The sequence below is a fragment of the Thiosulfatihalobacter marinus genome (assembly GCF_016019955.1).
Lineage (GTDB): Bacteria > Pseudomonadota > Alphaproteobacteria > Rhodobacterales > Rhodobacteraceae > Shimia > Shimia marinus_A.
This window is the reverse complement of the sequence record NZ_JAECRZ010000003.1, coordinates 226,957-241,783: the sequence shown is the minus strand read 5'-3', so window position 1 is coordinate 241,783 and position 14,827 is coordinate 226,957. Positions and strand designations below refer to the sequence as shown.

13 protein-coding genes are annotated in these 14,827 nt (G+C 63.1%); 12 read left to right on the top strand and 1 reads right to left on the bottom strand.

Annotated elements, in window-relative coordinates:
* Nucleotides 1–22 precede the first annotated feature (22 nt).
* Complete coding sequence (locus tag I3253_RS06500) at nucleotides 23–1,621, bottom strand: phosphoenolpyruvate carboxykinase (protein WP_197916827.1); 1,599 nt, start codon at nucleotides 1,619–1,621, stop codon at nucleotides 23–25.
* A gap of 372 nt (nucleotides 1,622–1,993) precedes the next feature.
* Between I3253_RS06500 and I3253_RS06495 the strand changes: the two genes are divergently transcribed.
* The 12 genes from I3253_RS06495 (at nucleotide 1,994) to I3253_RS06440 (ending at nucleotide 14,733) form a co-directional block, all read left to right on the top strand.
* Nucleotides 1,994–2,695: a response regulator transcription factor gene (locus I3253_RS06495; RefSeq protein WP_197916826.1), complete on the top strand. Its 702-nt coding sequence runs from the start codon at nucleotides 1,994–1,996 to the stop codon at nucleotides 2,693–2,695.
* Nucleotides 2,696–2,727: 32 nt separating this feature from the next.
* Nucleotides 2,728–4,413, top strand: coding sequence for a sensor histidine kinase (locus I3253_RS06490; protein WP_197916960.1), 1,686 nt, complete (start codon nucleotides 2,728–2,730; stop codon nucleotides 4,411–4,413).
* Nucleotides 4,414–4,445: 32 nt separating this feature from the next.
* A complete protein-coding gene (locus tag I3253_RS06485; protein ID WP_197916961.1) occupies nucleotides 4,446–4,880 on the top strand; it encodes an HPr kinase/phosphorylase in 435 nt (144 codons plus the stop codon).
* On the top strand, nucleotides 4,873–5,811 hold the full coding sequence (rapZ, locus tag I3253_RS06480; protein WP_197916825.1) for an RNase adapter RapZ: 939 nt from the start codon (nucleotides 4,873–4,875) through the stop codon (nucleotides 5,809–5,811). The genes I3253_RS06485 and rapZ overlap by 8 nt, the downstream gene beginning before the upstream one ends.
* Nucleotides 5,808–6,200, top strand: coding sequence for a PTS sugar transporter subunit IIA (locus I3253_RS06475; protein WP_197916824.1), 393 nt, complete (start codon nucleotides 5,808–5,810; stop codon nucleotides 6,198–6,200). The genes rapZ and I3253_RS06475 overlap by 4 nt, the downstream gene beginning before the upstream one ends.
* Nucleotides 6,201–6,204: 4 nt before the next feature.
* Nucleotides 6,205–6,483 carry an HPr family phosphocarrier protein gene (locus I3253_RS06470; RefSeq protein WP_197916823.1) on the top strand — a complete coding sequence of 93 codons (279 nt, stop codon included), beginning with the start codon at nucleotides 6,205–6,207 and terminating at the stop codon, nucleotides 6,481–6,483.
* A 35-nt stretch (nucleotides 6,484–6,518) separates the two neighbouring features.
* On the top strand, nucleotides 6,519–7,406 hold the full coding sequence (locus I3253_RS06465) for a lysophospholipid acyltransferase family protein (protein WP_197916822.1): 888 nt from the start codon (nucleotides 6,519–6,521) through the stop codon (nucleotides 7,404–7,406).
* 133 nt (nucleotides 7,407–7,539) lie between these two features.
* Nucleotides 7,540–8,112 (top strand): helix-turn-helix domain-containing protein, encoded by a 573-nt coding sequence (locus I3253_RS06460; protein WP_197916821.1) that lies wholly within the window; start codon nucleotides 7,540–7,542, stop codon nucleotides 8,110–8,112.
* Nucleotides 8,113–8,122: 10 nt separating this feature from the next.
* Nucleotides 8,123–8,749: a LysE family translocator gene (locus I3253_RS06455; RefSeq protein ID WP_232272121.1), complete on the top strand. Its 627-nt coding sequence runs from the start codon at nucleotides 8,123–8,125 to the stop codon at nucleotides 8,747–8,749.
* Nucleotides 8,750–8,760: 11 nt separating this feature from the next.
* On the top strand, nucleotides 8,761–11,214 hold the full coding sequence (locus I3253_RS06450) for a GcvT family protein (protein ID WP_197916820.1): 2,454 nt from the start codon (nucleotides 8,761–8,763) through the stop codon (nucleotides 11,212–11,214).
* Nucleotides 11,211–12,290, top strand: coding sequence for a zinc-binding dehydrogenase (locus I3253_RS06445; RefSeq protein ID WP_232236942.1), 1,080 nt, complete (start codon nucleotides 11,211–11,213; stop codon nucleotides 12,288–12,290). Before I3253_RS06450 ends, I3253_RS06445 begins: the two co-directional genes overlap by 4 nt.
* The gene (locus I3253_RS06440; RefSeq protein WP_197916819.1) at nucleotides 12,283–14,733 is read left to right on the top strand and encodes a GcvT family protein; all 2,451 of its coding nucleotides are present in this window, start codon (nucleotides 12,283–12,285) and stop codon (nucleotides 14,731–14,733) included. Before I3253_RS06445 ends, I3253_RS06440 begins: the two co-directional genes overlap by 8 nt.
* The last annotated feature ends 94 nt before the right edge of the window (nucleotides 14,734–14,827 follow it).

Sequence of the window (14,827 nt, the reverse complement as noted above, 5' to 3'; positions counted from 1 at the left end):
GGCATGGAAAATGTGCCGTGGCTCAGCCGATGGCGGCGGCTTTTACGTCGGCATCGATATAGGGCAGGTACTGTTCGAAATTCTCGGCGAACATCCTGACCAGTTTCGCGGCCTGCGCATCATAGGCGCCCTTGTCCTCCCAGGTCGAGCGCGGGTCGAGCAGGCCGGCATCGACACCGGGCACGGTGACAGGCACTTCGAAGCCGAAATTGGGATCCTTGCGGAAGGTCGCCGAATTCAGCGAGCCGTCCAGCGCTGCGGTGAGCAGGGCGCGGGTGGCCTTGATCGGCATCCGGTTGCCCACGCCATAGGCGCCGCCGGTCCAGCCGGTATTGACCAGCCAGCAGGTGGTGCCGTGATCGGCGATCTTCTGGCGCAGCAGGGCGCCGTAGACCTCGGGGCGGCGCGGCATGAAGGGGGCGCCAAAGCAGGTGGAGAAGGCCGGTTTCGGCTCGGTCACGCCGCGTTCGGTGCCGGCCATCTTGGCGGTAAAGCCGGACAGGAAGTGATATTCGGCCTGTGCCGGGGTCAGCCGCGCAATCGGGGGCAGAACGCCGAATGCGTCACAGGTGAGCATGATCACGTTCTTGGGGTGGCCGCCCAGCCCGTTGCCGGAGGCGTTGGGGATGTAATCGAGCGGATAGGCGCACCGCATGTTCTCGGTCAGGCTGCTGTCTTCGAAATCCAGCGCCTTGGTCTGTTCGTCGAAGATCATGTTCTCGATCACGGTGCCGAACATGCCGGTGGTGGCAAAGATTTCCGGCTCTGCCTCGGGGTTCAGCCCGATCGTCTTGGCATAGCAGCCGCCTTCGAAATTGAAGGTGCCGCGATCCGACCAGCCATGTTCGTCGTCGCCGATCAGGGTGCGGTTGGGATCGGCCGACAGGGTGGTCTTGCCGGTGCCCGACAGGCCAAAGAACACGGCGGCATCCACCGGGTTGCCATCGGCGTGGTTGGCCGAACAATGCATCGGCATGATGCCCTTTTCGGGCAGCAGGTAGTTCAGCACGCCAAAGACGGATTTCTTGTTTTCGCCCGCGTATTCGGTGTTGCCGATCAGGATCAGCTTCTTGTCGAAATTCACCGCGATCACGGTTTCGGTGCGGCAGCCGTGGCGCGCCGGGTCGGCCTTGAAGCTGGGGCAGTTGATGATCGTGAAATCCGAGGTGAAGCCGTCCAGCTCGTCCTGGCCGGGGCGGCGCAGCAGGTGGCGGATGAACAGGTTGTGCCAGGCCAGTTCGTTGATCACGCGCACGTTCAGGCGGTGGGCGGGATCGGCCCCGGCAAACAGATCCTGCACAAAGTAGGTGCGGCCCTTCATGTGCTCCAGCATGTCGGCGTGCAGGCGATCAAAGGCGTCGGCCGCCATCGGGGCGTTATTGTCCCACCAGATGGTGTTTTCCGTGGTCGGGGTGCGCACGGTGAATTTGTCCTTGGGCGAACGGCCGGTGTATTCTCCGGTGCTGACCAGAAAGGCGCCGCCATTGCCAAGCCTGCCTTCGCCGTTCTTCAGCGCGGCCTCGACCAGGGCGGGCTCCATAAGATTGTAATAGACATTGCCCAGCCCCTGGATCCCTTGATCTTCGAGGCGGAATTGCGGGTTTACCCGTCCAAATGTCATCGTCAAACTCCTGTAGCCGACCTGAATTGAGGCGGCAGTCCTTGATTCACGGGGAAATTCTCGCGCCCCCGATCAGCCCGGTTTCTGGCTGATGAGCGCTGCTTAACATGCCGGTTCCGCAAAAGAACAGGACGCAATAGCGCAGTTAGCGCAACCACTTACAGGTTAGCGCAACCAGCCCTGCCGATCGGAGGCATTCCGCCCAAATTGGATTCAAAAGGTGAGGCATATTAGCCATTGCTTAGCAAAAACAGGGTCAAATAAGTCCGGTTTGTGACCCGAATCGCACTTTTGGATTGATTGCCTGAGCGGTAATTGCGCATAATACCGCAAAAAACAGGCATAAAAACGAGCAGCATAAGGACCCGACCAATGTCGAAGATTGCCCTTGTGGACGACGACAGGAATATCCTGACGTCCGTTTCCATGACCCTTGAGGCAGAAGGGTTTGAAGTAGAAACCTATAATGACGGCCAGCAGGCGCTGGACGCTTTCAACAAGAAATTGCCGGATATGGCGGTGCTGGACATCAAGATGCCGCGCATGGACGGGATGGACCTGTTGCAGCGGCTGCGGCAGAAAACCAGCATGCCGGTAATATTCCTGACCTCGAAGGATGACGAGATCGACGAGGTGCTGGGGCTGCGCATGGGGGCCGATGATTATGTCAAGAAGCCGTTCTCGCAGCGGCTTCTGGTGGAACGCATCCGCGCATTGCTGCGCCGCCAGGAGGCGGTGGACGGCGATCTTGTGGGGGACACCGAGGAAACCAAGGTGATGAACCGCGGCGAACTGGTGATGGACCCGCTGCGCCACTCGGTCAGCTGGAAGGGCAAGGACGTGACCCTGACCGTGACCGAATTCCTGCTGTTGCAGGCGCTGGCCCAGCGCCCCGGTTTCGTCAAGAGCCGGGATCAGCTGATGGACGTGGCCTATGACGATCAGGTCTATGTGGATGATCGCACCATTGACAGCCACATCAAGCGCCTGCGCAAGAAGATGCGGACCGCCGATCCTGATTTCTCGGCGATTGAGACCCTCTATGGCATCGGCTATAGGTACAACGAAGAGTAAAAGCGGCAGCCGAAAGGACTGAAGTGCGCGACATGGCCCAGGGGCGGGACGGGGACGTTGTTTTGGGCGATGACTGGGTCGCGCCCGAGGCCAATGTCGAGCGGGAATTGCGGGGCCGGCGCGAGCGCCGCCGCCTGCTGCCGCTGAGCAAGTCCCCCCTGACACGCAAGATCATCACCTTCAACCTGATCGCGCTGAGCGTTCTGGTCGCCGGTATCCTGTATCTGAATTCCGCGCGGGACAGTTTCGCGGTGCAACGCGCCGATGGGCTGATGACCGAGGCGCGGCTGATCGCGGGCGCGTTCGGGGCGCAGATGCCCAGCGGCGCCCCGGTGAACATGGCCACCGGCGACGGGATCGACGTGGGCGGCACGCTGGACAAGCTGCCGCTGCGGTTGGGCACGAATGTGTTTGTTTTTGACACGGGCGCCGCCGAAGTCGGCCGCAAGGCGGGCGAAGCATCGGCCAATGCCGCCGCGGTTCTGGCGGAGCGCCCGAAGGGCACGCCGCTGACCTCGGCGCTCAACTGGGTCTGGCGGCTGTTTGGCGGTGGCGACGACGCGGTGGGGCCGCAGCGCCCCTCGGTCGAGACCCAGGCGCGCGACTTGTCGTCGACAGCGATCGACGGGCAGGAAGTGCTGACCTCGCTTCAGGATCCGACCGGTGCCACGGTATTCGCGGTTGCGGTCCCGATTGTGCAGAACGGCCGGGCCGTGGGGGCGGTGGTGCTGACCAGCGCCGCCGGAGAGCTGGATCAGATGGTCCGCGGCGAGCGCGAGCGCGTGTTGCAGATGTTCCTGATTGCCACCGTGGTGTCGGTGGGATTGTCGATGGTGCTGGCCTCGACCATTTCCAACCCGCTGTCGGATCTGGCGGCGGCGGCGGAAATCGGGCGCGATACCGACAGCCGCAAGGTAAATCCGGGCCGGGTGCGTATTCCGGACCTGACGGCGCGTCCCGATGAGATCGGGCGCCTGTCCGGCGCGCTGCGAGGCATGGTATCGGCGCTGTATGAACGCATCGACAGCAACGAACAATTCGCCGCCGATGTGGCGCATGAAATCAAGAACCCGCTGGCCAGCCTGCGATCGGCCGTGGGGTCTTTGCGCCTGGTGAAGAAAGAAGAACAACGGGCAAAGCTGCTGGACGTGATCGAGCATGATGTGCGCCGTCTGGACAGGCTGGTGAGCGACATTTCCAACGCGTCGCGGCTGGACAGCGAACTGGTCAAGGAAGAGGAAGAGCAGTTCAACCTTCTGGAAATGGTCAATAATCTGTCGCAATACCTGGGCGAGGACGCCAAGGGCAAGGGCATCGATTTTATCGCCGACCTGCCGGAAACGCCGATCGAGATCAACGGGCTGGAGGCGCGGCTGGCGCAGGTTTTCGTGAACCTGATCACCAATGCGATCAGCTTTTGCGAAGATGGCGACGCAATCCGCGTCTGGGTCCGCAAGCGTGAAAACCGGGTGCTGGTGGTGGTCGAGGATACCGGCCCCGGCATTCCGGAACAGGCGCTGAACAAGATTTTCAACCGGTTCTATTCGCATCGTCCCGAGAGCCAGTTCGGCAATAATTCGGGGCTGGGCCTGGCGATTTCGAAACAGATCGTCGAGGCGCATGGCGGGGTGATCTGGGCCGAGAATATCCGCCCCACAGAGGCCGATGTGACATCGGAACCGCTGGGCGCGCGGTTTGTCGTGGGCCTGCCGGTCTGAGCCGGGCGCGGGGCGTGGGCGCGACTTCTGACATGCCGGATCCCGCCGCACACACCATCCTGCACGGCAGTTGTGTTGCCCTGGACAGGGACCGCGCGATTGTGATCACCGGCGCATCCGGCAGCGGGAAATCGGCGCTGGCCTTGCAGCTCATCGCGCTGGGCGCGCGGCTGGTGGCGGATGACAAGACCTGTGTAACGCTGCGCGGCAGTGCTCTGGTCGCCAGCGCGCCGGATACGATTGCCGGGCTGATCGAGGCGCGGGGGGTGGGCATCCTGCGGGCCGATCCGATGCCCGAGGCGCGGCTGGTTCTGGCCGTTGACATGGATCGCGAGGAAACGGACCGGATGCCTCACCCACGCGAAATTCATCTTCTGGGGTGTCCTGTTCCCTTGCTTTTTCGGGTGCAGGCCCCACATTTTGCGCCAGCCCTGATGCAATATCTGCGCAAAGGACGCCATGCCTGAGCTGACCCGCCCCCCCACCCATCCCGACCCCCGGCTTGTTCTTGTGACGGGACCGTCCGGGGCCGGGCGATCCACGGCGATCCGGGCGCTGGAGGACGCTGGTTACGAAACCATCGACAACCTGCCGCTTGGCCTGTTGGAGCGGTTGTTCTCGGGGCCACCCCCGGCGCGGCCGATGGCATTGGGACTGGGCACGCGCAACCGGGATTTCTCGTCTCATGCATTGCTGGAGGCTCTGGACCTGCTGCGCGGCCTGCCCGGCCCGTCGCCGGAGCTGCTGTACCTGGATTGCCGGGCCGACATTCTGGAGCGCCGCTACAATGAAACCCGCCGCCGCCACCCGATGGCGCCCGATCTGGGCCCGCGCGAGGGCATCGCGCGCGAGTTCGCCATGCTGGAAACGGTGCGCGATGCGGCGGATGTTCTGATCGACACATCGTCGCTCAGCCCGCACGAGTTGCGCGCCGCGGTCGAGAAATGGTTCGCCCCAGAGGACCGGCAGGCGCTGGCGCTGACGGTACAATCGTTCAGCTACAAACGCGCCTTGCCGCAAGTGGCCGACCTGGTGTTTGATTGCCGGTTCCTGCGCAATCCGCATTGGGTGGACGACCTGCGCCCATTGACCGGCGCCGATCCGGAAGTGGCTGACTATGTGGCGGCCGACAAGAATTTCGATCCGTTTTTCGGGAAATTGATGGACATGATCGATCTGTTGCTGCCGGCCTATCTGACCGAGGGGCGTGGCCACCTGGTGATCGGGTTCGGCTGTACCGGCGGCAAGCACCGGTCGGTTTTCATGGCCGAAAGCGTCGCGCAAGCCCTTGCGTATCGGGGCTGGCAAGTGTCAATAAGGCATCGCGAACTTGACAGGTTTGCGACATTGCCCGGGCGGCGACCCGGCGACACCGCGAATGGAGATGACGAAGCGTGATCGGAATTGTGATCGTGGCACATGGCGGGCTGGCCAGGGAATACCTGGCGGCGATGGAGCATGTCGTGGGATCGCAGAAGGGCGTGCGCGCCATCACCATCGAAGCGGATCATGACCGGTCCGGCAAGCAGACGGAAATCTGCGCCGCCGCCGATTCGGTGGATACGGGGCAAGGCGTTGTGGTCGTGACCGACATGTTCGGTGGATCGCCGTCGAACCTTAGCCTGCTGGCCTGTGCCCCGGACAACCGCCGCATTCTGTACGGCGCCAATTTGCCGATGCTGATCAAATTGGCGAAAAGCCGCCACCTTTCCGTGCCCGATGCCGTGCGCGCGTCGCTGGAGGCGGGGCGCAAATATATTGATAGTCAGAACATACATACGGATTGACTGAATGTCCGAGACCATTACCCGCGCGTTGAAGATTGTGAATGAAAAAGGGCTGCATGCCCGCGCCTCGGCCAAGCTTGTCGAGGTGGTGGAGGGATTCGATGCCTCGGCCGAAGTTTCAAAGGATGGGTTGAGCGCAAGCGGTGACAGTATTATGGGATTGCTGATGTTGGCGGCGTCGAAAGGATCATCGATCGACGTTTTGACCAGCGGCCCGGATGCCGCGCCGTTGGCGGATGCGATCGAAGCGCTGGTTGCCGACAAGTTCGGAGAAGGGTTCTGACGCCAGTCATGTGCGTCAGGGCGGGAAGTTGAGACTTGGTGGACACGTTGCCAGAGCCGCGCAGGGCGCACGCAAAGAGACAGGGCGAAGGTCAGATCTATGACCGGCGCACCCTGACCTATGCCAATTCGTTCGACGACCCCTGGACCAGTTTCGCCATTCGTGCCATCGAATGGTTTACCGGCAAGTTGAAGATCCTTCGGATGGTCAACAAGTTCGAGAAGAACAATGCACAGTACCGGGGCCAGAAATTCTGGCGCGGGGCGTTGAATACTATGGGAATCGAGCTGCAGACCCCGGCAGAGCAGCTGGCCAATATCCCCAAGGAAGGCCCCGTCATCGTGGTGGCCAACCACCCGCACGGCATGGTGGATGGCATGATCTTTGCCGATCTGATCGGGCGGGTGCGCGAAGATTACCGCATCCTGACGCGTTCGGTGCTGACCGGGCTGGATGAGGCGGCGACATCGTTCATGATCCCGGTGCCGTTCCCGCACGATCCCGAAGCGCAGCGCAAGATGGTGGAGATGCGCGCCAAGGCGATGGCGCATCTGGCCGAAGACGGCGTTGTGGCGCTGTTCCCGTCGGGTGTGGTGATGTCGTCGGACAGTTGGTGGGGCCCGCCCGTCGAGCGAGAATGGAACGTGTTCACCGCCAAGATGATTCGCAAATCCGGTGCTCGGGTGGTGCCGATCTTTTTCCCGGGGCACAATTCGCGCGCCTACCAGATCGCCTGTCAGTTTTCGCCGATCCTGCGCCAGGGCCTGCTGCTGCACGAGATCGTGCGGTCCTGCAACAAGCCGCAGGCGCCGATTGTCGGCAAACCGCTGACCCAAGAGCAGATGGCCAAGCTGTCCACGGACCCGCGCGGGTTCATGACCTGGCTGCGCGCGCATACGCTGGCGCTGGGCGATATGGGCTGAGCGCCCGATTCCATTGAAATCTGAACGGGCAGGTCGCGTCGGCGCGCAGCGCGCCGGTGTGAAAAATCGCTTTGAATTTTCATGATCTGCTGTCATCGTGAAAAACAGTTACGAATTTTCACGGGGAGCGGGGATGCTGCACAGTCTGCTGGAGAACCTGGAAACCTTGGGCGCCGATATCCGGGCGCTGCGCAAGTCCCGCGGGTTGACGCTGGCCGGGATGGCGGCGCAGTTGGGGCGGTCTGTGGGATGGCTGAGCCAGGTAGAGCGCGACAAGTCCGAACCTTCGATTTCCGATCTGCGCCTGATCGCCCGTGTCCTGGACGTGCCGATGTCGATGCTGTTCGGGCAGTCGGCGGCCCCGTCAGACGAGGCGGGCCATGTGGTGCGCGCGGGCGCGCGCCGCCGCATGGGATCAGACGAAGATGGGCTTTTGGAAGAGTTGTTGTCGCCGGATCTGACCGATGATTTCGAAGTGGTGCATTCCACGTTTCAGCCCGGCGCGCGGATGCTGGCGCCGCAGATGCGCCCGACACAGGAGTTGGGCTATGTGGTGTCGGGCCGGCTGGATCTGACCATCGGTGCGCACAGGTTCACGGTGGGACCGGGCGACAGTTTCCGCATTCGGGGCGAGATGCACCACTGGGCCAACCCCTATGACGAACCGGCGGTGGCGATCTGGGTGATCGCACCGCCGGTTTATTGAGGGGGATCGGATGATGCTGGACACCTTGCTGGCCATGGACCTGGCGCTGATCCTGACATTCGTGTCGGCCGGAGTGCTGCTGAACCTGACACCGGGGGCGGACGTGATGTTTGCCACGGCCTGCGGAGTATCGGGGGGCTGGCGTGGTGGCGTTGCGGCATCGGCGGGCATAGCGCTTGGGGCTTTTGGCCATTCGGTGTTGGCGGCGATCGGTATTTCGGCCGCATTGATGGCGATGCCATGGGCCTATGACGCGATCCGGTATGCCGGTGCGGCCTATCTGTTGTTCCTGGCTTTCAGGGCGTGGCGCGGACCGGGCGAGATTGGGCAGGCGAAGGGCGCAACCAGCCTGCGCCGGGCTGCGATCCGGGGGTTCCTGACCAATATGCTTAACCCCAAGGTGGCGCTGTTCGTGTTGGCCTTTCTGCCGCAATTCACTCAGGCGCAGGCCGGACCGGTCTGGCAGCAGATCCTGATCCTGGGGGTAATGTTTTCGGCGACGGCATTCGCCGTGACGGCGGGGTATGGCGCGGCGGCGGGCCTGTTTGGCGCCTCGCTGCGGCGGGTGTCGGGTGTGATGAACAAGGTAACGGCAATCATTTTCGGCGGGCTGGCGGCCCGGTTGTTGATGGACTGAAGGAGAGCGAGATGGCCGATTTTCCAGGCAAGGCCCGTGTGGTGATCATTGGCGGCGGCGTGGTGGGGGCGTCGAGCCTGTATCACCTGGCCAAGAAGGGATGGACGGATTGTGTCCTGTTGGAAAAGAACGAGCTGACGGCCGGCAGCACGTGGCACGCTGCGGGCAATGTGCCCACGTTTTCCACCAGCTGGGCGATCATGAACATGCAGCGCTATTCCACCGAGCTTTATGCGCGCCTGGGCGACGAGGTGGATTACCCGATGAACTATCATCAGACCGGATCGATCCGGCTGGCGCATGGCAAGGCGCGGATGCAGGAGTTCCGGCGCGCCTGTGCGATGGGGCGGTATCAGGGCATCGGCATGGAGATGCTGACCCCGCAGGAGGCGCAGGCGCGTTATCCGTTTCTGGAAACCCATGACCTGGAAGGCGCGTTGTTTGATCCATCGGACGGGGATATCGACCCGGCGCAGCTGACGCAGGCCTTGGCCAAGGGCGCGCGGGACATGGGCGCGAAGATCATTCGCTTTTGTCCCGCGACCGGCGTGACGCAGCAGCCCGATGACAGCTGGATCGTGCATACCGGGAAGGGCGATATTGCCTGTGACTATGTGGTGAACGCCGCCGGATATTATGCGCAGCGCGTGGGCGAATGGTTCAAGCCCTATGGCGGGCGCACGGTGCCGATGATGGTGATGAGCCACCAGTATCTGCTAACCGAACAGATTGCCGAACTGGAGTCATGGTCGCAGGAAAACGGGCGCAAGCTGCCGCTTTTGCGCGATGTGGACGTGTCCTATTATCTGCGGCAGGAGAAGAACGGCATCAATATCGGCCCTTACGAGCCGAATTGCCGCGCGCATTGGGTGGATCCGGGCGATCCGATGCCGGAGGATTTCAGCTTTCAGCTGTGGTCGGACGACCTTGACCGGATTGCCGATATCGTGGCCGACGCGATGGAGCGGGTGCCTGTGTCGGGCGAGGCCGGGGTAAGCCGGATCATCAACGGGCCGATCCCCTATGCGCCCGACGGGCTGCCGCTGATCGGGCCGATGCCGGGGGTGAAGAACGCGTTCGAGAACTGTGTCTTTACGTTCGGGATCGCGCAGGGCGGCGGGGCCGGCAAGGTGCTGGCCGAGTGGATCGTGGATGGCGCGACAGAGTGGGACATGTGGGCGGTCGATCCGCGACGGTACACGGATTACACCGATCAGGACTATTGCAACGCCAAGGGGATGGAAGTGTATGGCAACGAATACGCCATGCATTTCCCCTGGCACGAATGGCCCGCCGGGCGCGACAAGAAGCTGTCGCCGGTGCATGACCGCGTCAAGGCGCTGGGCGGGGTAATGGGCGCCTATAATGGTTGGGAACGGGCCAACTGGTTCGCGCAACCGGGCGATGACGTGAGCCAGCAGGCCACGCATACCTGGGGCCGCGCGGGGCCATGGGAGCAACGCATTCGTGAGGAATGCGAGGCGGTGCGCGATGCCTGCGGGGTGCTGGACCTGCCCGGATTTTCGCGGTTCAAGATCAGGGGCCAGGGCGCGGATGAATGGCTGCGGGGCCAGATCACCGGCGCGCTTCCCAAACTGGGGCGTGGCGGGTTGATCTATTTCTCCGATGAAAGGGGGCGCATTCTGACCGAGATGACCGTGGCGCGCGAAGGGGCGGACAATTTCATCCTGATCACGGCCGCAACCGCGCAGTGGCATGATGCCGAGCTGCTGAAATCGCGCTTGCCCGCGGATGGACGCCTGACATTCGAGGACTGGACAACGCGGATGTCCACGCTGATCGTGACCGGCCCGACATCGCGCGATGTGCTGGCGGGGCTGACCCCGGCGGACCTGTCGCTGTCGTGGCTGAGTATGCAGGAGACCGAGGTTGCCGGGCGTTGGGCGGCGCTGGTTCGGTTGTCATTTGCAGGCGAGCTTGGTTGGGAAATCCACGCGGAAAACGCTGATATGCCCGCAATTTATGATGCGGTGCTGGCGGCGGGGGCCAGGCCGTTCGGCATGTATGCGCTGAACAGCTTGCGGATCGAGAAGGGCTATCGCACCTGGAAGGGCGACCTGAGCACGGATTATTCGCTGCTTGAAGGCGGGCTGGATCGGTTCGTGAAGCTGGACAAGCCACAGGATTTCCCCGGCAAGGCGGCGATCCTGGCCGAGAAACAGCAGGGTGTGAAGAAGCGGTTTGTCACGTTGATCGTGGAGGCGGGCGAGGCGGACGCGCCGTATATGTCCTGTATCCGGCACGGCGACGAGATCGTGGGCGAAACCACCTCGGGCGCCTGGGGCTACAGGGTGAATGCGTCGATCGCGCTGGGCATGGTGCGGGCCGATCTGGCAGAGCCGGGTACCGAGCTGGACGTGGATATCTACGGCGAGATGTGCCGGGCCGTGGTGCAGCCGGACGGGCCGCTTTGGGATCCCGGGAATGAAAGGCTGCGCGCATGATCCCTGACAGGATGAGCGGTGTCGTGCTGATCGGGCATGGCGGGCCGGAGATGTTGCAATGGCGCGATGACCTGCCGGTGCCGGCGCCACAGCCGGGCGAGGCGCTGATCCGCGTGCATGCCGCGGGGATGAACAACACCGACATCAATACCCGGCTGGGGTGGTATTCCGACGATGTGACCGGTGCCACGAACGAGGGCGACTCGACCGGTGGCGATGATGGCGGCTGGTCCGGGGCGCTGAAATTCCCGTTGATCCAGGGGGGCGATCTGTGTGGCGAGGTTGTCGCCGTTGGCAGCGCGGCGGACACGGGCCTGATCGGGCGGCGTGTGACCGCGCCGCTTTGCCTGCCGCGCCCGAGCGTTGCGGACCCGGTGGGGCTGACGGTGATCGGCTCGGAGATGGATGGCGCGTTCGCGCAGTATTGCTGTCTTGAGGTGCGCGACCTGTTCGATGTGACCGAATCGCCCCTGAGCGATATCGAGATCGGCGCGATTCCCTGCGCCTATGGCACGGCCGAGGCGCTTCTGGATCGCGCGCAGGTCGCAGAGCGAAAGCGGGTTCTGATCACGGGGGCATCCGGCGGGGTTGGCCTGGCGGCGGTGGAACTGGCCGCGTTGCGCGGTGCGCATGTGATCGGCATGACATCCCCGGCCAAGGCGGCGGCGGTACGCGCCGCCGGTGCGCGCGAAACCGTGGATCGCGACGCCGGGATGGGCGCCGAGACCGTGGATTGCGTTGTCGATGTTGTGGGCGGGCCGGGCTGTGCGCGGCTGATCGAGGCCCTCAAGCGGGGCGGGCATTATGCCGTGGCCGGGGCGATTGCCGGGCCGATTGTCGAGATCGATCTGCGCAAGGTCTATCTGAAAGACCTGACCCTGGCCGGATCAACCTATCAGCCGCCGGCCGTGTTTGAGAAACTGGCGCGCCTGATCAATGAGGGGCGGCTGAAGCCGCTGGTTTCCAGGTCCTATCCGCTGAGCGACATTCACGCCGCGCAGGCGGAATTCATGGCCAAGACATATCCCGGCAAGCTGGTTCTGATCCCGCCGGGCAAGGAGGTGCGCGATGGCTGATCTTCCAGGCAAGGCCCGTGTGGTCATCATCGGTGGTGGCGTTGTGGGCTGTTCGGTGGCTTATCACCTGACGAAACTGGGCTGGCAGGACGTGGTTCTGTTGGAACGCAAACAGCTGACAAGTGGTACGACCTGGCACGCCGCCGGTCTGATCGGGCAGCTGCGCGCCAGTTCCAACATGACCAAGCTGGCGCGCTATTCGGCCGAATTGTACATGGGGCTGGAGGCGGAAACCGGCGTGGCCACGGGGATGCGGCAGGTGGGATCGGTTTCGGTGGCGCTGACCGGCGAGCGGCTGGAAGAATTGTACCGCAATGCGGCGATGGCGCGCGCCTTTGGTGTGCCGGTCGAGGAATTGTCGCCCGCCGAGGTCAAGGCGCGCTATGAGCATATCAGCCTTGAGAATGTGACCGGGGGCGTGTGGTTGCCCACGGATGGGCAGGCCGACCCGGCCAATATCGCGCTGGCGCTGGCCAAGGGTGCGCGCCAGCGTGGCGCGCTGGTGAAGGAGCGCGTGAAAGTGACCGGGATCGCGCGCGCGGACCGCCGGGTAACGGGGGTGGACTGGTGCAGCGATGACGGAAAGGCGCAGGGGCATATCGCCTGCGACATGATCGTGAACTGCGCGGGCATGTGGGGGCATGAAGTGGGCCGGATGGCGGGTGTGAACGTGCCGCTTCATGCCTGTGAGCATTTCTATATCGTGTCCGAACCGATTGCCGGGCTAAGCCAGATGCCGGTGCTGCGGGTGCCGGATGAATGCGCCTATTACAAGGAAGACGCCGGCAAGATGATGCTGGGGGCGTTTGAGCCCAATGCCAAGCCCTGGGCGATGAATGGCATTCCCGAGGCGTTCGAGTTTGACCAGCTGCCCGAGGATTTCGACCATTTCGAGCCGATCCTTGAATGGGCGGTGAACCGGATGCCGATGCTGGGGACGGCGGGGATTCATACGTTCTTCAACGGACCGGAGAGTTTCACGCCGGATGATGCCTATCACCTTGGGCTGGCGCCCGAGATGGACAATGTGTGGGTGGCCGCCGGGTTCAATTCGATCGGCATCCAGTCGGCGGGCGGCGCCGGCATGGCGCTGGCGCAATGGATGGAGGATGGGGCAAAGCCGTTTGATCTGGGCGATGTGGATGTAGGGCGGATGCAGCCGTTTCAGGGCAACAAGACCTACCTGTACGAACGATCCAAAGAAACGTTGGGGCTTTTGTACGCGGACCATTTTCCCTATCGCCAGAAAGCCACGGCGCGCGGGGTACGGCGCACGCCGTTCCATCATCATCTGAAGGAAAACGGTGCCGTGTTCGGCGAGATCGCCGGGTGGGAGCGGGCGAACTGGTTTGCCGATGAAGGGCAGGCGCGGGAGTATCGCTATAGCTGGAAACGGCAAAACTGGTTTGACAATGCCGCTGCCGAGCATCGCGCGGTGCGCGGGAATGTGGGCATGTATGACATGTCGTCTTTCGGCAAGATCCGGGTCGAGGGGCCGGATGCCGAGGCGTTTCTGAATTACGTCGGCGGCGGGGATTTCTCGGTGCCGGTGGGCAAGATCGTCTATACGCAGTTCCTGAATGCGCGCGGCGGGATCGAGGCGGATGTCACGGTGACGCGGCTGTCGGAAACGGCCTATCTGGTGGTGACACCGGCGGCGACGCGGCAGGCGGATCAGGTCTGGATGCAGCGTCACGTGGGCGATTTCCGTGTGGTGATCACCGATGTGACGGCGGGCGAAGGCGTGTTGGCGGTGATGGGGCCGAATGCGCGGGCGCTGATGGCGAAAGTGTCACCCAATGATTTTTCCAATGCGGTGAACCCGTTTGGCACGGCGCAGGAGATCGAGCTTGGCATGGGTTTGGCGCGGGCGCATCGGGTGTCTTACGTGGGCGAGCTGGGCTGGGAGCTGTATGTTTCGTCCGACATGGCCGGGCACGCGTTTGAAACACTGATGCAGGCCGGACAGGAGATCGGGCTGAAGCTGTGCGGGATGCACATGATGGACAGTTGCCGCATCGAAAAAGGGTTTCGGCATTTCGGACATGACATCACCTGCGAGGATCATGTGATCGACGCCGGGCTGGGCTTTGCGGTGAAGACCGACAAGGCGGATTTCATCGGCAGGGCAGCGGTGCTGGCCCGCAGGGAAACCGGACCGAAGGCGCGGATGGTGCAGTTCCGGCTGACCGATCCCGAGCCGCTTTTGTATCACAACGAGCCGGTGATCCGGGATGGCGAGATCGTGGGCTATCTGAGCTCGGGCAATTACGGGCACACTTTGGGTGTTGCGATCGGCATGGGATATGTGCCCTGCGAGGGGGAAAGCGCCGCGGATGTGCTGGGTTCGGATTACGAGATCGACGTGATGGGGACACGGGTGCGGGCCGAGGTTTCGCTGCGCCCGATGTATGATCCCGGCGCAGAGCGGGTACGGGCATAGGCGCACGCATCACGAACAGTGATGACACGGCGCACAAAAACCGTGGTTTTCAATCGCGCCCGATCTGAATTATCTGGCCGGGTTGGCAAAGAGG